The sequence below is a fragment of the Bosea sp. BIWAKO-01 genome (assembly GCF_001748145.1).
Lineage (GTDB): Bacteria > Pseudomonadota > Alphaproteobacteria > Rhizobiales > Beijerinckiaceae > Allobosea.
On record NZ_BCQA01000001.1, the window covers coordinates 796,288 to 820,201 of the forward strand.

The 23,914-nt window shown below is 66.1% G+C and carries 22 protein-coding genes; 11 read left to right on the forward strand and 11 right to left on the reverse strand.

The window, feature by feature from the left end; all coding sequences use genetic code 11:
• The first annotated feature begins 38 nt into the window (after positions 1–38).
• Positions 39–1,949 carry a 1-deoxy-D-xylulose-5-phosphate synthase gene (gene dxs, locus BIWAKO_RS03650; protein WP_069877378.1) on the forward strand — a complete coding sequence of 637 codons (1,911 nt, stop codon included), beginning with the start codon at positions 39–41 and terminating at the stop codon, positions 1,947–1,949.
• A gap of 18 nt (positions 1,950–1,967) precedes the next feature.
• Positions 1,968–2,696 carry a TlyA family RNA methyltransferase gene (locus tag BIWAKO_RS03655; RefSeq protein WP_069877379.1) on the forward strand — a complete coding sequence of 243 codons (729 nt, stop codon included), beginning with the start codon at positions 1,968–1,970 and terminating at the stop codon, positions 2,694–2,696.
• Between the two features lie 115 nt (positions 2,697–2,811).
• On the opposite strand, the gene BIWAKO_RS03660 is transcribed toward BIWAKO_RS03655, so the two are convergent.
• A complete protein-coding gene (locus BIWAKO_RS03660; RefSeq protein WP_069877380.1) occupies positions 2,812–3,312 on the reverse strand; it encodes a hypothetical protein in 501 nt (166 codons plus the stop codon).
• A gap of 90 nt (positions 3,313–3,402) precedes the next feature.
• Here BIWAKO_RS03660 and BIWAKO_RS03665 point away from each other — a divergent pair, with 90 nt between their 5' ends.
• A complete protein-coding gene (locus tag BIWAKO_RS03665) occupies positions 3,403–4,140 on the forward strand; it encodes an SOS response-associated peptidase (protein WP_069877381.1) in 738 nt (245 codons plus the stop codon).
• Between the two features lie 39 nt (positions 4,141–4,179).
• Here the strand turns inward: BIWAKO_RS03665 and BIWAKO_RS03670 are convergent, their stop codons facing one another.
• Both BIWAKO_RS03670 and BIWAKO_RS03675 read right to left on the reverse strand, forming a co-directional pair.
• Positions 4,180–5,586: an FAD-binding oxidoreductase gene (locus BIWAKO_RS03670; RefSeq protein WP_069877382.1), complete on the reverse strand. Its 1,407-nt coding sequence runs from the start codon at positions 5,584–5,586 to the stop codon at positions 4,180–4,182.
• 13 nt (positions 5,587–5,599) lie between these two features.
• Positions 5,600–6,853, reverse strand: coding sequence for a class I SAM-dependent RNA methyltransferase (locus tag BIWAKO_RS03675; RefSeq protein WP_074471500.1), 1,254 nt, complete (start codon positions 6,851–6,853; stop codon positions 5,600–5,602).
• A gap of 192 nt (positions 6,854–7,045) precedes the next feature.
• On the opposite strand from BIWAKO_RS03675, the gene BIWAKO_RS03680 reads away from it, so the two are divergent.
• Positions 7,046–8,092 carry a cysteine synthase A gene (locus tag BIWAKO_RS03680; RefSeq protein ID WP_069877384.1) on the forward strand — a complete coding sequence of 349 codons (1,047 nt, stop codon included), beginning with the start codon at positions 7,046–7,048 and terminating at the stop codon, positions 8,090–8,092.
• A gap of 4 nt (positions 8,093–8,096) precedes the next feature.
• The gene (locus tag BIWAKO_RS03685) at positions 8,097–8,663 is read left to right on the forward strand and encodes a hypothetical protein (RefSeq protein WP_069877385.1); all 567 of its coding nucleotides are present in this window, start codon (positions 8,097–8,099) and stop codon (positions 8,661–8,663) included.
• A 42-nt stretch (positions 8,664–8,705) separates the two neighbouring features.
• On the opposite strand, the gene BIWAKO_RS03690 is transcribed toward BIWAKO_RS03685, so the two are convergent.
• From BIWAKO_RS03690 to BIWAKO_RS03705, 4 genes are all read right to left on the reverse strand, one after another.
• Positions 8,706–9,776: an OmpA family protein gene (locus BIWAKO_RS03690; RefSeq protein WP_069877386.1), complete on the reverse strand. Its 1,071-nt coding sequence runs from the start codon at positions 9,774–9,776 to the stop codon at positions 8,706–8,708.
• Positions 9,777–9,846: 70 nt separating this feature from the next.
• Positions 9,847–10,836 (reverse strand): magnesium transporter CorA family protein, encoded by a 990-nt coding sequence (locus BIWAKO_RS03695; RefSeq protein ID WP_069877387.1) that lies wholly within the window; start codon positions 10,834–10,836, stop codon positions 9,847–9,849.
• 99 nt (positions 10,837–10,935) lie between these two features.
• A complete protein-coding gene (locus BIWAKO_RS03700; RefSeq protein WP_069877388.1) occupies positions 10,936–11,796 on the reverse strand; it encodes an SDR family oxidoreductase in 861 nt (286 codons plus the stop codon).
• Positions 11,797–11,810: 14 nt separating this feature from the next.
• The gene (locus BIWAKO_RS03705; protein WP_176733257.1) at positions 11,811–12,671 is read right to left on the reverse strand and encodes an SDR family NAD(P)-dependent oxidoreductase; all 861 of its coding nucleotides are present in this window, start codon (positions 12,669–12,671) and stop codon (positions 11,811–11,813) included.
• A gap of 77 nt (positions 12,672–12,748) precedes the next feature.
• Here BIWAKO_RS03705 and BIWAKO_RS03710 point away from each other — a divergent pair, with 77 nt between their 5' ends.
• On the forward strand, positions 12,749–13,537 hold the full coding sequence (locus BIWAKO_RS03710) for a class I SAM-dependent methyltransferase (RefSeq protein ID WP_069877389.1): 789 nt from the start codon (positions 12,749–12,751) through the stop codon (positions 13,535–13,537).
• A gap of 17 nt (positions 13,538–13,554) precedes the next feature.
• Here the strand turns inward: BIWAKO_RS03710 and BIWAKO_RS03715 are convergent, their stop codons facing one another.
• A complete protein-coding gene (locus BIWAKO_RS03715) occupies positions 13,555–15,330 on the reverse strand; it encodes an acyl-CoA dehydrogenase (RefSeq protein WP_069877390.1) in 1,776 nt (591 codons plus the stop codon).
• Between the two features lie 162 nt (positions 15,331–15,492).
• On the opposite strand from BIWAKO_RS03715, the gene BIWAKO_RS03720 reads away from it, so the two are divergent.
• Together BIWAKO_RS03720 and BIWAKO_RS03725 are read left to right on the forward strand one after the other, a co-directional pair.
• Positions 15,493–16,491 (forward strand): L-threonylcarbamoyladenylate synthase, encoded by a 999-nt coding sequence (locus tag BIWAKO_RS03720; protein ID WP_069877391.1) that lies wholly within the window; start codon positions 15,493–15,495, stop codon positions 16,489–16,491.
• A 71-nt stretch (positions 16,492–16,562) separates the two neighbouring features.
• Complete coding sequence (locus BIWAKO_RS03725) at positions 16,563–17,468, forward strand: LysR family transcriptional regulator (RefSeq protein WP_069877392.1); 906 nt, start codon at positions 16,563–16,565, stop codon at positions 17,466–17,468.
• A 104-nt stretch (positions 17,469–17,572) separates the two neighbouring features.
• On the opposite strand, the gene acuI is transcribed toward BIWAKO_RS03725, so the two are convergent.
• Complete coding sequence (acuI, locus tag BIWAKO_RS03730; RefSeq protein ID WP_069877393.1) at positions 17,573–18,559, reverse strand: acrylyl-CoA reductase (NADPH); 987 nt, start codon at positions 18,557–18,559, stop codon at positions 17,573–17,575.
• A gap of 95 nt (positions 18,560–18,654) precedes the next feature.
• Positions 18,655–19,890: an MFS transporter gene (locus BIWAKO_RS03735; protein WP_069877394.1), complete on the reverse strand. Its 1,236-nt coding sequence runs from the start codon at positions 19,888–19,890 to the stop codon at positions 18,655–18,657.
• A gap of 272 nt (positions 19,891–20,162) precedes the next feature.
• Here BIWAKO_RS03735 and BIWAKO_RS03740 point away from each other — a divergent pair, with 272 nt between their 5' ends.
• The 3 genes from BIWAKO_RS03740 (at position 20,163) to BIWAKO_RS03745 (ending at position 22,971) form a co-directional block, all read left to right on the forward strand.
• Positions 20,163–21,449, forward strand: a complete 1,287-nt coding sequence (locus BIWAKO_RS03740) for a cell wall hydrolase (protein ID WP_244523348.1) — start codon at positions 20,163–20,165, stop codon at positions 21,447–21,449.
• Positions 21,450–21,819: 370 nt separating this feature from the next.
• On the forward strand, positions 21,820–22,065 hold the full coding sequence (locus BIWAKO_RS36565) for a GDCCVxC domain-containing (seleno)protein (protein ID WP_074471501.1): 246 nt from the start codon (positions 21,820–21,822) through the stop codon (positions 22,063–22,065).
• A 309-nt stretch (positions 22,066–22,374) separates the two neighbouring features.
• Positions 22,375–22,971, forward strand: coding sequence for a hypothetical protein (locus tag BIWAKO_RS03745; protein WP_141739967.1), 597 nt, complete (start codon positions 22,375–22,377; stop codon positions 22,969–22,971).
• Positions 22,972–23,053: 82 nt separating this feature from the next.
• Here the strand turns inward: BIWAKO_RS03745 and nadC are convergent, their stop codons facing one another.
• Positions 23,054–23,908 carry a carboxylating nicotinate-nucleotide diphosphorylase gene (gene nadC, locus BIWAKO_RS03750; RefSeq protein ID WP_069877396.1) on the reverse strand — a complete coding sequence of 285 codons (855 nt, stop codon included), beginning with the start codon at positions 23,906–23,908 and terminating at the stop codon, positions 23,054–23,056.
• Positions 23,909–23,914 lie beyond the last annotated feature (6 nt).

A 23,914-nucleotide genomic window follows, 5' to 3' on the forward strand; every position in this document is an offset into this window, starting at 1 on the left:
TCGAAGTCGATCACCTCGAAGGAACGTGTCGCTAAACCGTGCCCCGCCCTGCCACTCCACTTCTCGATCGCGTTTCCGATCCCGCCGCATTGCGCCGCCTGGACGATGTCCAGTTGCGTCAGCTCGCCGACGAACTTCGCGCGGAGACCATCGATGCGGTCTCGGTCACCGGCGGCCATCTCGGCGCCGGCCTCGGCGTGGTCGAGCTGACCGTCGCCCTGCACCACGTCTTCGACACCCCGGATGATCGCCTGATCTGGGATGTCGGCCATCAGGCCTATCCGCACAAGATCCTGACCGGCCGGCGCGACCGCATCCGGACCTTGCGTCAGCCTGGAGGCCTCTCCGGCTTCACCAGGCGCAGCGAGAGCGAATACGATCCCTTCGGCGCCGCTCATTCCTCGACCTCGATTTCGGCCGGGCTCGGCATGGCGGTCGCGCGCGATCTCGCCGGCAAGCCCAACAATGTCATCGCGGTGATCGGCGATGGCGCGATGTCTGCAGGCATGGCCTATGAGGCGATGAACAATGCCGGAGCGCTCGGCTCCAGGCTGATCGTCATTCTCAACGACAACGACATGTCGATCGCCCCGCCGGTCGGCGCAATGTCGGCCTATCTGGCGCGGCTGGTCTCAGGCCGCACCTATCGCTCGCTGCGCGAGGTGGCGAAGTATCTGGCGGAGAAGCTGCCCCGCTTCTTCCACGAGAAGGCCAGGCGCACCGAAGAGTTCGCGCGCGGCTTCTGGACGGGAGGAACGCTGTTCGAGGAGCTCGGCTTCTATTATGTCGGGCCGATCGACGGTCACAACCTCGACCATCTGCTTCCGGTGCTGCGCAATGTCCGCGATGCGGAAAGCGGGCCGATCCTCGTTCATGTCGTGACGCAGAAGGGCAAGGGCTATGCCCCTGCCGAGGCGAGCGCCGACAAGCACCACGCCGTGGTCAAGTTCGACCCGGTCACCGGGCAGCAGGCCAAGGCTCCGGCGAATGCTCCGAGCTACACCAAGGTCTTCGCCAATGCGCTGATCAAGGCGGCGCGCGAGGACGAGAAGATCGTCGCCGTGACCGCCGCCATGCCCTCGGGCACCGGCCTCGACGCCTTCGGCAAGGAGTTTCCCGGTCGGACCTTCGATGTCGGCATTGCCGAGCAGCATGCGGTGACCTTCGCCGCCGGCCTGGCAAGCGAGGGCTACAAGCCGTTCTGTGCGATCTATTCGACCTTCCTGCAGCGCGCCTATGACCAGGTTGTGCATGATGTCGCCATCCAGAAGCTGCCGGTGCGCTTCGCGCTCGACCGAGCCGGTCTGGTCGGCGCCGACGGTGCGACCCATGCCGGGGCCTTCGATGTGGCCTATCTCGCCTGCCTGCCCGACATGGTGGTGATGGCTGCAGCCGACGAGGCGGAACTGACCCATATGGTTGCGACCGCCGCGGCCTATGATGCCGGGCCGATCGCTTTCCGCTATCCGCGCGGCGAAGGCGTCGGCGTCGAGATGCCGCAAACCGGCATTCCGCTCGAGATCGGCAGGGGCCGGATCGTCCGCGAAGGGGCGCGCGTGGCCATTCTGTCGCTAGGGACACGGCTGGCGGAGAGCCTTGCGGCCGCCGAGTTGCTCGCTCAGCGCGGGCTCTCGACCACGGTCGCCGACGCGCGCTTCGCCAAGCCGCTGGACGAGGCGCTGATCCTGCGGCTCGCCCGCGAGCACGAGATCCTGATCACCGTCGAGGAAGGCTCGATTGGCGGCTTCGGCAGCCATGTCCTGCACCTGCTGGCGAGAACCGGAATGCTCGACGGCGGGCTGAAGGTGCGAACGCTGACATTGCCCGACATCTATCAGGACCAGGACAAGCCGGACGTGATGTATGCGCTGGCCGGGCTCGACGCCGCAGGCATCGTGCGCTGCGTCGAGCAGGCACTGGGCACGCCGGACGCCGTGCGCCGCGCTTGAGCGCGCGCGGCTGAAATCATGAAGAGCCGGGCGGACCAGCTTCTCGTCGAGCGCGGCTTCTTCGAGAGCCGCGCGCGGGCACAGGCGGCGATTGCCGCCGGCCTGGTTTCGGCCGGCGGCGTCACCGTGCGCAAAGCCTCTGAAATGATTGCGCGCGATGCCGAGATTCTGGCCGAGGCGCCGCATCCCTATGTCTCGCGCGGTGGGCTGAAACTGGCGGCAGCGCTCGATGCCTTCGGCTTCGATCCGGCCGGATTGACCTGCATCGATGTCGGCGCCTCCACCGGCGGCTTCACCGACGTCCTGCTGCGGCGCGGAGCGAAGCACGTCTTCGCCGTCGATGTCGGGCGGGACCAGCTTCACCCCAGCCTGAGGGGCCTTGCGCGCGTCACCAGCCTCGAGGCTCGCGATATCCGCGCGCTGGCTGCGGCAGAATTTACCCCGGCTCCGGCGCTCGCCGTGATCGATGTCAGCTTCATCTCGCTGAGGCTTGTCCTGCCGCCCGTTGCCGACCTGCTGACGCCCGAGGCCCGGATTGCGGCGCTGATCAAGCCGCAATTTGAAGCCGGACGAGCGGCGCTCAAGAAGGGTGTGGTGCGCGATGAGGCCGTGCACGCCCAAGTCTGCGCGGAGATATCGACGCTGTTCGCGGAACTCGGCTTCGCGGTCAGCGGCCTGATCCCCTCACCGATCGAGGGCGGCGACGGCAATCGCGAGTTTCTGATCGGCGGATACCGGCAAGGTTAGATCGTCGGCTCTCTCGAAGACCGCGATCCACCTTACGGGCCGATGCCCTCAGTGTTCGCATCGGCTTTCTCGAAAACCACGATCCACTATTCGGGCCGATGCCTGGGACGCAACGTCAGCTCGCGAACAGCGCGTCGATATTGCTCTGCAGTGATCGGACATCGAACTCGTCGGTATCGATCTGGCCGTTGACGTTGATGAAAAGCGTAGTGTGACCGATCAGGCTGCGTAACGCTCCAGCTGCGACCTCGACCACAGCCGCAACATCCTCGCCTTCACCCAGATCTTCGAGCAGCGCGGTCGCCGTAGCGATCAACTGGCTCATGGTGCGACAGAGTTCCTCGAAGGCCTCGATCTGACGTGCGTCGAGCTGGTCGTAGGCGGCGAGCGCTTCCGGTGCGCAGCGCAGCCGCGAGGTCTGGAAATGCTCGCGATAGCCAACGGCCCGCCAGCTGCGGAGCTCGTCGATGATGCCGCGATCCATCGGCACCATTTCGATCAGCATCAGCGCTTCGCCATAGCGATTGAGATAGTCGGTCGAGAGCGGGGGTTTCCCGGTCGGACCCAGCCGTTCATCCACGTCAACGGCCAGCGCTCTCATCGCGGGGGCGGTCATCCTCAGGCCTCTGAATTGGCGGGACTATGGTCGACCAAACCCGAATAAAGTGTTGATCGGAGCGGTAAGGCTTGGCACATCCAGTGCGACATGTGTGGTCGCTACGCCATTACCCTTCCGCCTCAGGCGATGCGCGAACACCTCGCCTATCCCGAGCAGCCCAACTTTCCGCCGCGCTACAACATCGCGCCGACGCAGCCCGTGCCTGTCATCCGCAATCACGAAGGCGGACGCCAGTTCCTGCTGATGCGCTGGGGCTTCATTCCCGGCTGGGTCAAGGACGCCAGGGACTTTCCGCTGGTGATCAATATCCGCAGCGAGAGCGCACGCGAGAAGCCGTCCTTTCGCGCTGCTTTCAGCCGCAGGCGTTGCCTGATGCCAGTCGACGGCTTCTATGAATGGCATCGGCTCGACAAGGAGAGCCGCCCCTATCTGTTCCGCAAGCCAGATCACGGCCTCTTTGCCTTCGCCGCCCTGTGGGAGACCTGGCATTCGCAGGACGGCTCCGAGATCGACACAGTTGCGATGGTCACCGGTCCGGCCAACGGCCTGATGTCGGCCTTCCACCATCGCTGCCCCGTCATCCTCGCCCCCACCGATCACGCGTCCTGGCTCGATGCGAGCGCGCGCGACGACGACGTCGCAACGCTGCTGAAGCCTCCGGCGGAGGATTTGCTGGAAGCGGTCCGGATCGGAACCGCGGTGAACCGGGTCAGCAATGACGGGCCTGAAGTCCAGGCCCCCTATGACGCGGCAACGGAAAGCCGGTCACCGCCCGCAAAGCCGCGCCGACCGGTCGAGCCACCGGCGCAGGGAAGCCTGTTCTGAGAGAGTTGGGCCGGTGCAACCAAGCCTGGGGCTCTCGCCTTACAGCACGGCGCCGGGGTTCAGGATGCCCTGCGGGTCGAGTGTCGCCTTGAGTGTCTTCATCAGCGCAAGCTCGACCGGGTCCTTCACCCCCGGCAGCAAATAGCGCTTGAGCCGGCCAATGCCATGCTCGGCCGAAATCGAGCCATGCATCTCGGTGACGATGGCGTGGACCGCGTGATTGACCTCCTCCCAGCGCGCCAGGAAGGCCTCCTTGTCTGCCCCGATGGGCTGGCTGACATTGAAATGGATATTGCCGTCGCCGAGATGACCGAAGGCCACCGCGCGGCAGCCGGGGATCATCGCCTCGACCGTCGCAATGGCCCGAGCCAGGAAATCCGGCGTTGCGTGCAGCGGCACGGAGATGTCGTGCTTGATCGAGCCGCCCTCGAAACGCTGCACCTCCGACAGCATCTCGCGCAGCTTCCAGAAATCCTTGCGCTGTTCCAGCGAGCCCGCCAGCACCGCATCGGTAATCAGGCCGTTCTCGAGTGCCTCGCCCAGGAAGGATTCGACAGCGTCGTCGAGGCCGGCCGCGCTTTGGGCCGAAACCTCCATCAGCACGTACCAGGGCGACGACTCCGAAAGCGGGTCACGGGTGCCGGCAGCATGGCGCAGCACGAAATCCAGCCCGATGCGCGGCATCAGCTCGAAGGTCGTCAATGTACCGCCCGCGCCGGCCTTGGCGGCGTTGAGCAGGGCCAGCGCCTCGGCCGGCCCCGGCAGCGCGAGGAAGGCGGTGGCGCGCGCAGCGGGAAGCGGAAAGAGCTTCAGCACCGCAGCGGTGATGACGCCGAGCGTTCCTTCGGCGCCGATGAAGAGGTTCTTCAGGTCGTAGCCGGTGTTGTCCTTGCGCAACTGCCTGAGCCCGTTCCAGATGCGGCCATCGGCCAGCACGACCTCGAGGCCCATACAGAGCTCGCGGGCATTGCCATAGGCGATCACGGCGGTGCCGCCGGCATTGGTCGAAAGATTGCCGCCAATGGTGCAGGTGCCCTCCGAGGCCAGCGAAAGCGGGAACAGCCGTCCGGCGGCTTCAGCCGCCTCCTGCGCACGCTGGAGCGTGACCCCGGCCTCGACGATCATGGTGTCGCCTTCGGCATCGACAGCCCGAACCTTGTCGAGCCGCTGCAGCGAGAGAATGATCTCACGCCCCTCGGCAACCGGGATCTGCCCCCCGACAAGCCCGGTATTCCCGCCCTGCGGCACCAGCGTCGTTCCGGTCTCGGCTGCGAGCCTGACGATCGCCGCGACCTCCTCGGTCGAGCCCGGCCGCACGACTGCCGTCGCCTGGCCGCGAAACAGATCCCGCCATTCCTTGAGATAGGGCAACATCGCATCGGGCTCGGCGATGATGTTGCGCGCGCCGACGATGCCGGCCATCCGGTCCAGAACTTGAGCGCTCATAGGGTCTCCGGGGTCACTTCTTGCCTGAGCGCCGGAACCGGGCGACCAGCTCTATGTGAGCGGAATACCGGAACTGATCGACCGGCGTGACACCGTCCAGCGCATATCCGCCCGCGATCAGAAGCGCTGCGTCGCGGGCAAAGCTCCCGGCGTCGCAGGAGACATAGACAATTGTCGCGACCTTGGAGGCCGCCAGCCGCTTCACCTGGGCTTCGGCTCCGGCACGAGGCGGGTCGAGCACCACCGCATCGAAGCCGTTCAGCTCGGATTCCAGCAGGGGCCGGCGAAAGAGATCGCGTTGCTCGCCCGTGACGGGCTTCAGCCCTTGCGTTGCACTCGCGGCCCTGAGCAAAGCCTGCAAGGCGGCCTTGTCGCTCTCCAGCGCATGAACCTGCGCCTTCTCAGCCAGCCGGAAGGTGAACGGTCCGCATCCGGCGAAAAGGTCCGCCACGCGCTTCACCTTCGGCAGGGCGTCAACGACGAGCGCGGCGAGACGCTCCTCGCCTTCCGCCGTCGCCTGGAGAAAACCGCCGGGGCCGGGCGCAACATAGGCTCGTCCCATTGCCTGCAAGGGCGGGCGGCGCTCGACGATGACATCGCCATGCATGGCGAGCCGGGCGAGATCGAGCCGTTCGGCCACGTCCGTCAGCGTCAGACGCAACTTGTCTCCGGCAGGGCCGTGACCGCGAATATCGACATCGAGCCCGGCCTCGGAGGTCGTAACCTGCAGGTCAAGCGGCTTGTTCGAGCCCCCCAGCCGGTTGGCGAGCAACTGTGCGACGGCGGGCGCGCGTGCAAGGCCGGGAGCCAGCACCGGACAGGCCTCGACGGCGATGAGGTCATGACTGCGCGCCATCATGAAGCCGACCATCATGCCCGCGCCTTCGCGGCGGGCGTGGAAGGTTACACGACGCCGACCCACGCCATGCGCATCGACCGTCTCCGCCACCGGCGCATCGATCCCAACGCGGGCCAGCGCGGTCACGACCTGCTGCCGCTTCCAGTCCCGATAGAGTGCCGGAGGCATATGCTGCGCCGCGCAGCCACCGCAACGGGTGAAGAGCGGGCAGATCGCCGCCACGCGCGATTCAGAAGGCGCCAGGATCTCGACCAGTTGCGCCCGGTCGCCATCGCGAACCACCCGCACCGTCTCCCCGGGCAGAGTATAGGGCACGAAGACCGCCCCTTGGGACGTCTCGGCAATGCCGTCGCCGCGCTGGCCGAGATGCGCGATCGTGAGAGTTTCGTTCATAGCGAGAATGGACATGCGGATTTACGTTTGTGACCTTCGGTTTAGGTTCGCCTATCAGGTTGAACCGAAAGAGGGAAATTCGGTCGCCCGATCCGCGCAATTCGAAAAATTCTTCCCGTGAAACGAGAAGAAAATTCTCTATCTTGACGTGCAGCGCCGCTCCGGCCCGACCGGGGACGCGTCTGAGCCCGAGGAGCGATTTCCATCATGACGATCCGCGACGGTGTCATCGAGGCCATCGGCAATACACCCCTGATCAAGCTCAAGCGCGCCTCGGCGATGACGGGCTGCACGATCCTGGGGAAGGCCGAGTTCATGAACCCGGGGCAATCGGTCAAGGACCGCGCCGCACTCGCGATCATACGCGATGCCGAGGCGCGCGGCCTCCTGAAACCTGGCGGCGTGATCGTCGAAGGCACAGCCGGCAATACCGGCATCGGCCTTGCGCTCGTCGGCAATGCACTGGGGTATCGCTCGGTGATCGTGATCCCCGAGACGCAGTCGCAGGAAAAGAAGGACATGCTGCGGCTTGCCGGCGCGACGCTGGTCGAGGTGCCTGCGGTCGGCTACGCCAATCCCAATAACTACGTGAAGGTCTCGGGCCGCCTCGCCGAGGAACTGGCGAAGAGCGAGCCGAACGGCGCGATCTGGGCCAACCAGTTCGACAATGTCGCCAATCGGCAGGGCCATATCGAGACCACCGGGCCCGAGATCTGGCGACAGACCGAGGGCAAGGTCGACGGCTTCATCTGCGCGGTTGGCACCGGCGGCACGCTTGCCGGCGCCGCGATCGCGCTGAAGGGGTACAACCCGAAAATCCGCATCGGCCTCGCCGATCCGATGGGAGCGGCCCTGCATTCCTGGTTCACGACCGGCGAACTGAAGGCGGAAGGGTCCTCGATCACAGAGGGCATCGGTCAGGGCCGGATCACCCGGAATATCGAGGGGGCCCCGATCGATGTCTCCTTCCAGATCCCCGACGATGAGGCGATCCCGCTTGTGTTCGAGTTGCTGGAGCACGAGGGCCTTTGCCTCGGCGGTTCGTCCGGCATCAATGTCGCCGGCGCGATCAGGCTGGCGAAGGAGATGGGGCCCGGCCACACCATCGTGACCATCCTCGCCGATTACGGCACGCGCTATCAGTCAAAGCTGTTCAATCCGGAATTCCTGCGCTCGAAGGGCCTGCCTGTTCCTGGCTGGCTGACGCGCGGCAGCGAGGATCTGAAGGACGTGATGGGCCGCGTGCTGGCGTGACGCCGTGCTGCTGAATCGCTGGACGCTGGACGGAATCGCAGCCGGGCGCATCACGCTTGTGTTCCGCCGCTGGCGCCGCCCCGGCGTCCGGGCCGGCGGCACGCTCCTGACGGGTATCGGCCTGCTGGCGATCGAGGATGTCGAAGCGGTCGCGGAGATCAGCGAAGACGACGCGCGTGCCGCAGGACGTGACACGCGTGAGAGCCTGCTGGCAGAGCTTTCCGGCCGCAATGGCCAGCTTTACCGAATCCGCCTGCGACTTGCCGGGCCAGATCCACGCATCGCCTTGCGGGCGCAGGCCGATCTCGGCGAGCCGGAGCTGCACGACATCGAGACGCGTCTCATGCGCCTCGACGCGCGCCGGGCCTGGACAGGGGCGACGCTCGCGCTGATCGCGGCTCACCCGGCACGGCGCGCACCAGAGCTTGCGGCACTGCTCGGCAGGGAAACCCTTCCGTTCAAGCAGGATGTGCGCAAGCTCAAGGCGCTCGGGCTGACGGAAAGCCTGACAAGCGGCTACCGGCTGTCGCCGCGCGGAGCAGCGCTGCTCCAGCGCCTTTCGCGCCGCTAGGGGCGCAGGCGATCTACCAGATCGGCTTGAGCGCCCGACGCGCTAGTTCAGCTTGACGACTTCGACCCTGCGATTCCTGGCACGGCCATCCTCGGCGTCGTTGGCGGCGGCCGGCGCGATCATGCCCGCCCCGGCTGCGCGCAGACGTTTGGCCTCGACCTTGTAGGCCGTCACCAGCGCCTTCACCACCGCATCCGCGCGTTTGCGGGAGAGTTCGACATTATAGTCGAAGCCTCCCTGGTTATCGGTATGGCCGACGATCAGAACCGCCAGCTGGGGATCGGATTTCAGAAGGGTCGCGATTTCGGCCAGGGCCGGCTCGGACGGTGGCTTGAGCTCAGCCTTGTCGGTGTCGAAGAAAATTCCATACAGCGCAATGCGGCCCGTCGCCCCGATGCTTCTCGCCATCTCGTCGGCCTTCACCGTCGTCATCTTCCGATCGCGCGTGCGGGGTTCGACAATGTGAACGACGGCAATCGTGCGGCCGTTGAACGCCTTGCAATAGAGGTCGTCACTGACCTGGTAGGTCTGGACGGTGACATGGGCCTCGCCATCGGGATGCGGCATCTTCGCGGAGAAGAAACGCTGGTCGGTGATGGACGGCGTCAGTGCGCATGCCCCATTGGAGAAGCTCGGCTCCTTCAGGTCGCGCTCGTGCACAAAGTACATCAGGAGGCTCATATCGCCGCCGCCGCCGCTACTCGAGCGCCGCGCGTCGCCGCCGCATGATTCGGCTTTGCAGGAAAACAGGGCCGATCCGCCCGCAGCCTCCACGTCATCCTGGTAGTTCCGCAGCACCTCGAGGGGCGAGCGCTCTGCCGGCAGGAGATAGACAAGACGGGTCCGGGGACCTTCGACCTCCTTCTCCTGCTTGGGGAGAAAGACGGCATTGTTGGATGAATCGCGCCGATCCACCGGCTCGAGCGCCGAGAGCGGCACCTTGAAATCGGTAAAGGCGACGCGCTCGTAGCTGACGATAAAGGAGCCATCGTAGCGCTTGAGGAACGAACTGTCCTTGGCGCCGGGAATGTCCTTTGTGGGGATGGTCGCGTCCGCAAAGGCGGGCGAGAGCGACACGAGCGAGAGCAGGACGGCGGCGAGCAGGCGTCTCATCGGCGGGCTACTCCGGAGGGACCTGCATATTCAAAGGCTCAGGCAGCCAAGGCAACCTTCAATCCAGGCGTCAGAGCCACTTTTTCCAGCGGAACAAGACATAAGGCACCACCGCCGCGACGATCATCATGCCGACCGCGATCGGGTACCCGAACTGCCATTCCAATTCCGGCATCGTCTTGAAGTTCATGCCGTAAACCGAGGCGATCAAGGTCGGCGGCATCAGCGCGACCGCAACGACCGAGAACAGCTTGATGATCTTGTTCTGCTCGATGCTGACCAGGCCGAGCGTGGCATCGAGCATGAATTGCAGCTTGTTCGAGAGGAAGGTCGCGTGCTCCTCGATGGCCTGAACGTCGCGGATCGAGGTCCGCCACTCCGGCGCAAAGCCGCTCGCGGCCTTCTTCGGCCGCTTGTAATTGGCCGACAGGAAGAGCAGCACGCGCTCGATCGCCACCATGCTCTCGCGCACATTCGAGATGATGTGCTCGTACTGGCCGATTTTCTGGATCACGCCCTGATAGGCGCTGCCCTGCTCCACCTCGGCCGCCTTGCCGTCGAAGACCCGGCGCGAGGCACCGTCGATCTTGTCGCCGACGCCGCGCAGCACCTCTGCGGCCCGGTCGACGATGGCCTTGATCAAGCCCTCCATGATCGCCTCGGGCTGCATTCCGCATCCGCCCGGCTTGGCGACCCGGTTGAGGAAGATGCCGAATGCGCCGGGCTCGTCATAGCGCACCGTCACCAGCGCCTTCTCGGTCAGGATGAAGGTGACGTCCGCCAGCTTGGGGACATTGCTGTCCGACTGGCAGATCACCCGCGCCGTCATGTAATGCGCGCCGTTCTCGGTATAGATGATCTCGGACGGCTCGAGGTCATGCATCTCCTCGCGCGTCGGGATCGAGATCCCGAGATGCGCCTCGACGCGCTTGTCGTCCGTGGAGGTCGGATTGAGCAGATCGATCCAGACGGCTCCCACCGGGATCGGCTCATCCTGCGAGAGCGGGCGATGGGCCAACCGGTCGCCATGGTCGGGGCAGATGCTGTGGATCAGGAGCATAGGGGAGCGACTCGTCAGCGGCCGGCTGGGCGCCTTGCTGCAGTGCAGGAACTCCAAGCCGCCAACGATGTCAAACCGATGACGCGCCTTCTGGCGCGCTCACACTCCGCCCTTCACACCGGCCGGCGGCTTGCTGTCGGCGGGCACGAAGAAGTCCGGCATCAGCGGCACTGATGGGTCGACACGGTAGGCCGAGAAGTCGGTGATGCCCTCGCCGGCCATGAAGCTGTCGTCGATCAGGAAATTGCCGGAAAACTGCCGCGACGACTTCAGGAAGATCATATGCGCCGCATCGGCCAGGATCTCGGGCGTGCGGCTCGCCTGCACCATCTTGTCGCCGCCGAGCAGATTCTGGACGGCCGCGGTCGCGATGGTGGTGCGGGGCCAGAGCGCGTTGACCGCGATGCCCTTCGCAGCGAGTTCCCCGGCCAGGCCCAGCACGCACAGGCTCATGCCATATTTCGCGATGGAATAGGCGAGATGCGGGGCGAACCAGTGCGTCTTCATGTCGAGCGGCGGCGAGAGCATCAGGATATGCGGGTTCTCCGCCTTTTCCAGATGCGGAATTGCGTATTTCGAGACCATGAAGGTGCCGCGCGTGTTGATCTGGTGCATCAGATCGAAGCGCTTCATGTCGGTCATCTGCGTATTGGTCAGATTGATCGCGCTCGCATTGTTCACGACGATGTCGATGCCGCCGAAGGTGGCTGCCGTCTTGGCAATGGCGTCCGCGACCGCAGCCTCATCGCGCACATCGACCATCAGCGGCAGGCATTTTCCGCCGGCTGCCTCGATCTCGGCGGCGGCGGTATGGATTGTGCCCGGCAGCTTCGGATGCGGCTCGGCTGTCTTCGCGGCGATGGTGACATTGGCGCCGTCGCGGGCCGCCTTGAGCGCGATCGCGAGCCCGATGCCGCGCGAGCCGCCGGTGATGAAGAGCGTCTTGTTCTTGAGCGACACGGTCTCTCTCCCTCTCAATCTGGAATGGTGAAACGGGCCGGCTGAGTGCCGTCCTGATCGGTGAAGCCATAGGTTCGCGCGAGATCGGCGACGTGCAGCACGGTCCCGGCGTGGCGACCGACATCGGGATCGGCGGCGAGCGCGACGACAGCCCGGCCGGCATAGAGCGGCGTCTCCGTCGTTTCGGCCGCCATGCCGGCATCCTGCACCCGCTCGGTCAGGACATGGCCGGGCGAGAGGCCAAGCGCGGCGACGCCGTAAGGCCTGAGTTCCTGCGCCATGGCGAAGGTCAACCGGTTCATCGCAGCCTTCGCGAGATCGTAGACGACATCGCCGAGATAGCCCGCGCCGGTATCGAAGCCCACGGTTGCGATCAGCCCCTTGCGCATCTGCACCATGGCTGGCGCGACGGCTTTCGCCAGCAGGAGTTGCGCATAGACGCCGCTCTCGAAGCCTTGGCCCAGACGTGCGGCCGGGCGACGCCAGAACGGCGTGCCGAAGGCCGAACCGTCGGGATATCTCTCGCCGTCATAGCCCTCGTTGCCGCCCCAGACGGCATCGACGACGCAGTCGAGCCGGCCGAAGCGCCGCAGGGCCCAGGAGACAAGCTGATCGACCTCGCGCTCCTGCGTATGGTCGCAGCGATAGGGATGCCCCTTGCCGCCGGCCGCCTCGACCTCGCGCGCCGTGTCCTCAAAAGTCTCCTGCCGCTGATCCGTGCGGGGGCCGGCCTCGCTCGAGCGGCCGGTGACGATGACGGTTGCCCCCGCTTCGCCCAGCGCCCGAGCGATGCCGCGCCCCAGGCCGCGGGAGGCTCCTGCAACGAGGCAGATGCGGTTGGCCAGCGGACCTGCCGCAAGGTCGGCGCCGGTCACCACCGGAGCGACAATTCCGGTGGCGCAGGCATCGGCAATCCTCTAGACGAACCGTCCCCCGAATCAGGAGAGCGTGAATGGACAGCGCAGACGTCGCCGCCTGCTGGGAGGCCAATGCCGAAACCTGGACGCGCCATGCGCGCGCCGGCTACGACCTCTACCGGGATGCCCAGAATACGCCGGCCTTCATGGCGAACCTGCCCTCTGTCGGCGGGCTCGAGGGGCTCGACATCGGCTGCGGCGAAGGCGCCAATACGCGTCGCATTGCCCAGGCCGGCGCCGGGATGACCGGCATCGATATCGCGCCGACCTTTATTCGACATGCGCAGGAAGCGGAAGCGGCCGCTCCACTTGGCATCTCCTACCAAGTCGCCGACGGCATGGATCTGCCCTTCGCCGATGGGAGTTTTGATTTCGCCACCGCCTTCATGTCCCTGATGGACATGCCGCGGCAGGATCGCGTCCTGGCCGAAGCCGAACGTGTCCTGCGACCCGGCGGCTTTCTGCAATTCTCGATCCTGCATCCCTGCTTCGCCACGCCGTTCCGGCGGGTTCTGCGCGACGAGAACAAGACCGTGCTCGGGATCGAGGTGCGCGAGTATTTCCGCGCCACCAATGGCGAGATCGAGACCTGGCGCTTCGGGGCCGCGCCCGAGCATGAGAAGGCCAAGGTCGAGCCGTTCAAGGTGCCGCGCTTCCATCGCACGCTGAGCGACTGGATCAACCTCCTCGTCACGACAGGCTTCACCATCGAGCATATGCACGAGCCGACTGTCGATGCGGAAACAGCGGCGCGCGAGCCTTATCTCGCGGATACCCGCGTCGCGCCGCTGTTCCTGCACATGCGCGTGCGCAAGGCCGGCTGAGGCGCGCGGCGCCCCGTTCACGCGGCGAAGACCACGTCGGCCTCGGTCACGGCGCCAGCGCCTTCTGTAACCGCGAGCTCCAGCCCCGGGGCCTCGATGGCGCCATGCTCGGCAAAGAAACGCGCCGTCGCCACGGCCGCGGCGCCGTTTTCCTCAGTGCGCATGGCAAGCGCCTTCTTCGCCAGCCCGGTTCCGCCCTGCGCCAGGGCGAAGAGCTTGAGATAAGGCGTCGCGCCGGCGAGCACCTCGGCGGGTTTCGCCCCCATGGTCGCGAGCATCCATTCGGTTGCGCGCTCCAGCGCATCGACCGCGCTCTTCAGCCGCTCGGCGGTGCGGCCGAAGCCGGGCGTGTTGGCCGCCGCCACTTCGCCCACCACGCCCCGCATCTCGGCGATCAACGCCCTGACGGCATCGCCGCCGGAGAGCGGCAGCTTGCGCTGCACGAGGTCGATGGCCTGGATGCCGTTGGTTCCCTCGTAGATCGTGGCGATGCGGGCATCGCGCAGATGCTGGGCCGCGCCAGTCTCTTCGACATAGCCCATGCCGCCATGGATCTGGATGCCTGTCGAGGCGACTTCGACGCCGATATCGGTCGCATAGGCCTTCGCCACCGGCGTCAGGATCGCGGTTCGCTCGGCCGCCTGCTTGCGCCTGCCGATATCGGTCTCGCGATGTGAACGATCCAGCGCTTCCGCGACCATGTAGGAAATCGCACGCGCCGCCTGCGTCTTGGCGCGCATCTCCATCAGCATGCGGCGAATGTCGGGATGCACGATGATCGGGCTCATCGGCGCGCCCTTCGGCGCATCGAGTGCCGCGCCCTGCTTGCGTTCATGGGCGAAGGCGAGCGCCTGCTGATAGGCCCGCTCGGCGATGGCGACGCCCTGGAGCGCCACGTTCAGCCGGGCGTTGTTCATCATCGTGAACATGCAGGCGAGGCCGCGATTTTCCTCGCCGATCAGCCAGCCGATTGCGCCGCCATTGTCGCCATAGGCCATCGAGCAGGTCGGCGAGGCATGGATGCCGAGCTTGTGCTCGACGCCGGAGCAGCGCAGGTCGTTATGGGCGCCGAGCGTTCCATCAGCGTTGACGAGGTATTTCGGCACGAGGAAGAGCGAGATGCCGCGTGTGCCGGGAGGCGCATCGGGCAGCCGGGCAAGGACGAGATGCACGATATTCTCGGTCATGTCGTGCTCGCCATAAGTGATGAAGATCTTCTGGCCGGTGATGCGATAGGTGCCGTCCCCGGCGCGCTCGGCCTTCGAGCGCAGTGCATTGAGGTCGGAGCCGGCCTGCGGTTCGGTGAGGTTCATCGTACCCATCCACTCGCCGGAGACGAGCTTGGCGAGATAGGTCTCCTTCAGTTCCGCCGAGCCATGGGCATGCAGTGCCTCGATCGCGCCGACTGTGAGCAGCGGGCCAAGCGCGAAGGCGAAGGCGGCCGAATTCCACATCTCGGTGCAGGCCGACTGCACCAGCGCCGGCAGGCCCTGCCCGCCATAGGCTTCCGGAGCCGGCAGCGCGTTCCAGCCGGCCTCGGCCCAGGCCTTGTAGGCCTCCTTCCAGCCGGGCGGCGTGGTCACCGCGCCATCCTTGAGCGTCGAACCGACCTTGTCGCCAACCATGTTGAGCGGCGCGATCACATCGCCCGCAAATTTTGCCGCCTCGCCGAGGATCGCCTCGGTCATTCCGCCGTCGAGCTCGGGCGCAAGGCCATCGGCAACGAGCCGGTCCAACCCCGCCACGTGGCGCAAGGTGGCGACGATGTCCTCGACCGGGGCGCGATAGCTCATGGCCTTCTCCCTGAATGCCTTGCCTGCCTGGCAATGTGCCGGCGCAAGGTCTGCTGCCGTCGTTATGCGTTGACGGCGATGTTAGCGACGAACTATCCCCTTCGCCACGCGCCAGCCTCACGACTTTCCGCCATACGCACTGCCGCGCAACACAGTTTATATATGAACCATTCCAGGTCAACGGGCTCCGGGATACGTCCGACCCGCATTCTGCATGCCGATGCCGAAGGCATTGCCGAGGCCGCCCGCCTGCTGCGCGCCGGCGGCCTCGTCGCGCTGCCGACCGAGACCGTCTATGGATTGGCGGCCGACGCGACATCCGGCCACGCCGTCGCCGGCATCTATGCGGCAAAGGAGCGGCCCAGCTTCAATCCGCTGATCTCACATCTGCCGAGCGTCGAGGCAGCGCGGCGCGAAGGCCTGTTCGATGCCAATGCGCTGGCACTGGCAAAGGCCTTCTGGCCGGGGCCCTTGACGCTGGTGGTGCCGGCCTCGTCCTCCTGCCAGGTCAGCGAGCTGGCGCGCGCCGGGCTTGCCTCCGTCGCGTTGCGGGTGCCTTCGCATCCGCTCGCCCATGCCATTCTTGAGGCGGCCGGACGACCGATCGCCGCGCCCTCCGCCAACCGTTCGGGGCGGGTCAGCGCCACCAGTGCAGAGCATGTGCTGGCCGATCTCGATGGCCGGATCGATGCCGTGGTCGATGCCGGGCCGGCCGAGGTCGGTGTCGAGTCGACGATCATCGCCTGCCTCGATGGGGCGCCCAGGCTGCTTCGGCCGGGCGGCGTCTCCCGCGCAGCGATCGAGGGTGTGATCGGCCGCCCGCTGGTGCTCGCCGGGGAGGCTGGCGCCGCACCGATTTCGCCCGGGCTGCTCGCCTCGCATTATGCTCCCGCTGCCGCGGTACGGCTGGACGCCGAAGCCCCGCGCGCCGGCGAAGCCTGGCTCGGCTTCGGCTCGGAACAGGCGGGCTTCGTCGCGCCGGCGATTTCGCTCAACCTGAGCCCGGCCGGCGATCTCGCGGAAGCCGCTGCCAATCTCTTCGGTTACATGCGTCAACTCGATGCGCAGGGGCCCAGGGCAATTGCGATCGCATCGGTGCCCGCGCACGGCCTCGGCGAAGCCATCAACGACCGGCTGAGGCGCGCAGCCGCACCGCGCTGAGCCCCGCAAACGGCGTCTTGCAATTGCGCAAGATATCGCGATGCTGCCCGCCCCAACGGGAGCCTGCGTCGATGAAGTCCAATCTCGCCTGGGATGATTTCAGGCTGGTCAAGGCAATTGCCGATCAGGGCGGGCTGACGGGGGCGGCGACTGCTCTCGGGGTCAATCATTCCACCGTGTTCCGCCGGCTCGGGCAGATCGAGGAACAACTCGGCCTGCCGCTCTTCGAACGCCACAAGACCGGCTACGTCGCCACCTGCGCCGGCGAAGAGATGGCCGTCCTGGCGAGCCGCATGGAGGAGGATGTCACCGCCTTCGACCGCCGCCTGGCCGGGCGCGATGTCGCCCCGTCCGGCGAGGTTCGCGTGACCACGACCGATACGCTCTTCCTCAATATGCTGCTGCCGATCTTCGCTGCGTTCCGCAAGGCGCATCCGGCGATCCGGCTGGATGTCGCCATCGGCTACCAGACGCTCAATCTCTCGAAGCGCGACGCCGATGTCGCGATCCGGGCCAGCGATTCGCCCGGCGAAACCCTGGTCGGGCGCCGGCTCGCGACGCTGAACTGGGCGATCTATGGCCGCAGCGAGGACGGGCTCACCTCGGAGGAAGCTGCCGATCCTGCAGTTCTCTTCAAGCGGGACTGGGTCACGCTCGGCGACCAGCTCGGCTATGTGAAGGCGGCACGCCATGTCCGCGACCATGTCGCGCCGGAGCGCATCGCGCTCAAATGCTCGGCCGTGCTCGGCCTCACCGAAGCCGTCGAACAGGGAATCGGCATCGGCCCCCTGCCCTGTTTCATCGCCGATCAGCGCCCCAGCCTGAAGCGCCTGACGGCGCCCAATCCAGATTTCTCGACGGGACTATGGATCCTGACCCATCCCGATATCCGGAACGCGCCGCGCGTGCGTGCCTTCATGGACTTTTGTGGAAACGAACTCGCGAAGCACCGCGGCCTGATCGAGGGGACGGGGTGAGGCTTGGACCGCCGTGCGTCCTGCCGGATGCGAAGCGGCGATCCATCTCTTTGCGTGGCATCGGACTTTTCCGAAAGGTGGATTCCACGTTTCGGTCCGAGGCTCTAGCCCACCTCGACCACCACTCGCCCCCGCACCTTGCCCTCGACGATTGCCTTGCCGGTCTCGATCACGCTTTCCAGCGGAATCGTCGAGGTCATCGAAGCAAGCTTGTCGCGGTCGAGATCAGAAGCCAGCCGCGCCCAGGCCTCGAGCCTGCGTGGTTTCGGGCACATCACCGAATCGACCCCGAGGAGCGAGACGCCGCGCAGGATGAAGGGCGCAACCGAGGCCGGCAGATCCATGCCCTGGGCCAGGCCGCAGGCGGCAACGGCGCCGCCATACCGGGTCATCGCCAGCAGATTGGCGAGCGTATGCGAGCCGACCGCATCGACGCCTGCGATCCAGCGCTCCTTGGCCAGCGGCTTGCCGGGGTTGGAGAGCTCGTTGCGGTCGATGATCTCGGCCGCGCCGAGGCCCTTGAGATAGTCGGCCTCTTCAGCGCGGCCGGTCGAGGCGATGACATGCCAGCCAGCCTTCGCCAAAAGCGCGATCGCGACCGAGCCGACGCCGCCGGCAGCACCGGTGACCACGACCGGGCCATCCGCTGGTTTCAGCCCGTGCTTCTCCAGCGCCAGCACGCAAAGCATCGCGGTATAGCCCGCGGTACCGATCGCCATGGCGTCGGCCGGGGTCATGCCGGCGGGCAGCGGCACCAGCCAATCGCCCTTGACCCGGCTCTTCTGGGCATAGGCGCCAAGATGGGTCTCGCCCGTGCCCCAGCCATCGAGGATGACGAGATCGCCCGGCTTGAAGTCGGGGTGGCTGGAGGTCTCGACCCGGCCGGAGAAGTCGATGCCCGGGATCATCGGCCAGCGCCGGATCACCGGCGCCTTGCCGGTGATCGCGAGCCCGTCCTTGTAATTCACCGTCGAGTGCGTGACGCGGACGGTGACGTCGCCCTCCATCAGGTCGGCTTCGGCGAAATCCGCAAAGGCGAGGTTCGGGCCGGTTTCGCCCTTCGTCGCGACGAGCGCCTTGAAGCTGGACATGCATCACTCCTGTCGTGCCAACTGGTCACGACAGGAGTGGAACGAGCCCGGGCAATCCGCAAGGCGCAAGCATGTGCGCCTTTGCGTCACCCCGATCAGGCGGGCTGCGGCACCGCGCGCGTCACAGGCTTCTCGACGATCGGCAGGTTGATCAGGGCGGAGGCGACCCCCAAAGCGACCGAAAGCCACCAGACGATCTCGTAGGAGCCGGTCCGCTCATAGAGGATGCCGCCGAGCAGCACGCCGAGGAAGCCGCCGACCTGATGCGAGAAGAAGGCGAAGCCATAGAGCATTGCCATGTATTTCGTGCCGAACATCAGCATGACCAGCGAGGATGTCGGCGGCACGGTCGAGAGCCAGAACAGGCCGATCACGACGCCGAAGGCCAGCGCGGTTGCCGGGCTCGCCGGCAGCAGGATGAAGGCGGCGATGGCAACCGCCCGCCCCAGATAGATCCAGGCCAGCAAATGGCGCTTCGGCATGCGGGAGGTCAGCCAGCCGGAGCCGAGAGAACCCGCCGCATTGGCGAGGCCGATCACGGCAAGCGTCCAGCCGCCGACCCAGGCCGGCAGCCCGGCATCCTTGAGATAGGCCGGCATATGCGCCGTGATGAAGGCGAGTTGGAAGCCGCAGGTGAAGAAGCCGAGCACGAGCAGGACGTAGCTGCGATGCTTGAAGGCTTCCGTCAGAGCCTGCGTGACGCTCTGGTTCGGCAGGTTGACGGCCGAAGCAACCTGCTTCGCCCCCCCGGTCTTGCGGGTCCCCAGCATGATGGCGAGCGGCATCACCAGCAGCACCGAGCCGGCGAAGACGACAAGCGCCTGATGCCACCCGATCTGCTCGATCATGATGTTGCCGATCGGCGGGAACAGGAACTGGCCGAAGGAACCTGCCGCGGTGCCGGCACCGAACGCCATCGGGCGCCATTGCTCCGGAAGCAGCTTGCCGAAGGCAGCCAGCACGAGATTGAACGAACAGGCCGAGAGGCCGAAGCCGATCAGCACACCGGCGCCGAGATGCATCGTCATCGGCGTCGTGGCATAGGCCATGACGATCAGGCCGGCAGCGTAGAGCAGTGCACCGAAGCACAGCACCCGCACCGTGCCGAATCGGTCGGCCACAGCGCCGGCAAAGGGGGCGCCAAGGCCCCAGAGCAGGTTCTGCAGGGCAATGGCGATACTGAACGTGTCGCGCCCCCAGCCGAACTCGAGCGTCATCGGGATCTGGAACAGACCGGCGCTGGCGCGGGGGCCGAAGGTGATCAGCGCGATCAGACAGCCGGCAGCGACGACGATTTCGGGCGCGTATCTGCGCCCAGTGGCCGCACTCATGAGGAGCTCCGACAGTAGGACAGAAGGAGAGCAAGTTTAAACGTGTGGCTGCACGTTATCGTTTCGTCCCGAGCCGCAACAACGTCTTTTCGTGAAATTCCACATCACGGCCGCGCATGGAACGCGGATCGCCGAATAGCGCGTGCCCGAGCTGGGCATTAACCGGCTCTCAACCCTACCGGATGGATAACGGGATCGTCGAAAAGCGCGCCTTGGCTGCGCGGCCGACCCCCGGTGTTGTCAAGGCGGGCAGAGCGTTGAGTCAGTTGCGGTTGCGGCGTCGCACGAGGCGAATCAGGGCGCTGGGTCTGAAATGGGCCCTGGCTACGGTCGCGCCCTGGGCGCTGTCCGTCGGGCTCCTGGTTTCTTTCACCGCATCCGCCGGGCAAAATCACGACGGCGACACGCTTCCCTATTCTCTCGTGCGGCGCGCCGCGCCCTCGCCCGATTCCGTGCTCGAGGAAGGCCCCTCGATGCTGGTCGCGGCCAGCGCCTTCCGCCTGCCGGGCCTCACGCTGTCATCCTCGATCCAGCAGGCTCATCTCTCCTTCGACGACCCCGAACGGCGCATCGCCATCGATCCGCGTCAGCCGCGCGAGGACATGAAGCGCACCGCGAGCGCCTTCCCCGAGGTCGACCGCAGCGCCAAGGGCGACCTGCTGCCGGGCCTGCGCCCGGGCCTGACCCTCACCCCGCAGCCGCGCGAGCTCGAACGTGTCGTCTTCGGCGATAACCAGCCGGGCCTGATCTCCGGTGGTTTTGCGCTCGACGCCGTGCGCGAAGGCGAGAGCGCCGACGGCCCGCAAGTGGGTTTCGAGCCCTATGCCAATGACGAAGGACTGACCGATCCGGCCCTGTCGGATTCCTCGCCGAGTTCGCCGAAGCCGATCATCACCTCGCCGCGCGGGGCCGAGCTGCATCTCGAGAGCATCGACGGCTCGACCCCTTCGGTTCCGCAGCCCTCGGCTCAGTCCTCGTCGACTCCGGTCGTGAACTACAGCGTCGCCACGATCGCGCCGACGACGCCGCCCGCCGTCGCCGCCGCACGGCCCGCCGCCATCGGGAAGGCGAGAGCCCCCGCAACCAGCGTCGCGCGCAAGAGCGATCCGGGGCCGAAGCAGATCTATACCGGGCTGATCCTGCCGGAGAACATGGCGCGCGAGCAGCGCTGCCTCGCGGAAGCCGTCTATTTCGAGGCTCGTTCCGAATCCGAGGAAGGCCGGGCTGCCGTGGCACAGGTCGTGCTCAACCGGGTGAAGAGCGGGCTCTATCCGGATACGGTCTGCGGCGTGGTCTACCAGAACCGCAACCGCTACCTCGCCTGCCAATTCACCTTCGCCTGCGAAGGCAAGTCACTGCGCATCACCGAGCCCGAGCCGTGGCGCGCCTCCGTGCGCATCGCGCGCGAGGTCTATGAGGGAACGACCTATCTCGCGGATGTCGGCGCCTCCACGCATTACCATGCCGACTATGTCCGGCCCTACTGGGCCAAGAAGCTGAAGAAGATGGACGTAATCGGCCGGCACGTCTTCTATCAGCTGAGGCCGGGCCAGACCTAGCCTATCCTGAATTTTCAACCGCAGGCCCTGACTTCGAACAGATTGGGTACTGGGTCTGTTTGACAGAAACAGACCTGCGCAGGCTCCTCGAGTAACCCCCGTGGGATCTTGGCTTGCGGGGGCGGGGCCGCATCGAGTCACCTCTGGCCGGCCCGGTGTCCCCCGACGGGAGGGCCACCCTGCCCTGGAAACTTCTGCCGGCTCCATGAGGGAGCTCAGCGAAAGCCACTGCGCCGGGACCCAATCCCTCCGGGCAGCGCCAGACCTGACATGCAGGACGTTCATGAAAGTCGTCCTGTCAGCTTGACCCGGCCCGTCGACTGGAATTGCATCTAAGATGCCCCGTCTCTCAGAGCCGCGCGTGAATCGAATGCAGCTTCAGTCTCTGATTACCTGCCCGCATTGCGGACATGCTGCGGCCGACACGATGCCGACCGACGCCTGCCAGTTCTTCTACGAATGCAAGGGATGCGGCGCATTGCTCCGGCCGAAACAGGGCGATTGCTGCGTGTTCTGTTCCTATGGCTCGGTTCCCTGCCCGCCCATTCAGGAGGCTGTGAACGGAGGATCCGGCAACCTGTCCTGCTGCGCCTCTCATGGTCCGAGCGGAACGTGATCTGAGCCCGGGGATGCAGCCCGAAGCTGCGTCCATCTCAGCTGCACGCTGAACGAAACCGTTCTTGCCACGGCGCCCGGCCGGGACTTGCGGCCCGCTCTACCCTTGAGCCAGCGGGCTTCCGCTGCGTAGGGCTCGCCGGCCCGCCGCCTTTGCATTCCAGTTCAGTATTCGGGGCCTTGCCGGATGCGGCCGATCATGGTTAATTTTACCTTGTTTTAGCGTTTACCTTGCGTTCATCACTTCCGGCTGGCTTTCTGCCTCCAACACGGCGGCGCCAGGACGCCGCCGGGGAGTTCGGAGTCAGACATGCGAGGCAAGGTGTTTTCCGCTTCCGCATTGGCCGCTTCGGTAGCTGCGGCCGCGCTGCTGCTCGGCGCCCAGGGCGCCCAGGCTGGCGGTGGCTGTTATGGCTCCGCCTGCTACACGCTGCAGCAGTCGCCCCCGGTCTATGGCACGATCAACGAGACCTATGTCGCGCGCCCCGCACAGACGCAGTCGCGCATCATTCCGGCCGAATATGAATACGTCACCGAGCAGGTGATGGTGCATCCGCAGCGGGTCATCCCGCGCTATCGCCCGGCCCAGTACAGCACGGTTGCCGAACAGGTCCTGATTTCACCGGCGGGCCGCCGCTGGGAGGTCAGCCGCGATCTCTATGGCAACGTCACCGGCTGCTGGGTCGATGTGCCCGCGCGCTACGGCATCCAGCAGCGTACGGTCGAGATCAGCCCGGCGAGCACCGATTACGAGACCCTGCCTGCCGTCTATGGCCAGCGTCAGCGCAAGGTCATGGTGCGCCAGACGCAGGTCGTGCACGAGACGATCCCCGCTCTTTACGAAACCCGCCAGCGCCAGGTGCTGATGAGCCCCGGCTCGCAATACTGGGCGCGCGGCCGCTATTGAGTTCACGCCTACCGAGAGTTTAGACGCAGACCCTTTTAACCACGGAAACGACCTTACGCCCCGGCTTCGGCCGGGGCTTTTTTCATGCGATCTCGATATCGAGCCCGAGGTCGAGCACGCTGGCGGAATGGGTCAGGGCGCCCACCGAGATCATGTCGACGCCGGTCGCCGCAATCGCCGCGACGGTGTCGAGCGTGATGCCGCCGGACGCCTCGACCTTCATGCGCCCGCCGACCATGGCAACGCCGGTGATCAGATCGGCAACGGACATGTTGTCGAGCATGACGATGTCGGCCCCCTCGGTGAGGACCTCCTCGAGTTGGGCCAGGGTATCGACCTCGATCTCGATCTTGACGAAGTTCCCAGCCTGGCGCTTGGCCGCCTGCAATGCGGGGCGAATGCCGCCGGCGACGGCGACATGATTGTCCTTGATCAGGATGGCGTCATCGAGCCCATAGCGATGGTTGCCGGCGCCACCGCAGCGAACGGCATATTTCTCGAACGCGCGCAGGCCCGGCGTGGTCTTGCGGGTGTCGACGATCATCGCCTTCGTGCCCGCGACCTTGGCCACATAGGCCGCGGCCAGCGTGGCGATGCCCGAGAGCCGGCCCATGAAATTCAACGCGACACGCTCTGCCGAGAGGACGGAGCGGGCCTCCCCCTCGATGCAAGCCACAATGGCGCCGGGCTCGAGCCTGTCGCCGTCCGACATGCCGGCCTCGAAGCGAACCGACGGATCATACTGCCGGAAGGCCTCGCGGGCGAAGGGGAGCCCGGCAATGATGCCACTCTTGCGCGCTGCGATCACCGCCCGTGCCCGCTTGCCGGCCGGGATCGTCGCAAGGGTGGTGATGTCACCGGCCCGGCCGAGATCCTCGATCAGGGCGGTACGCACCGCCTCGGTGATGAGCAGGGGATTGAGGACGGCTTGGCTCACGTCGGA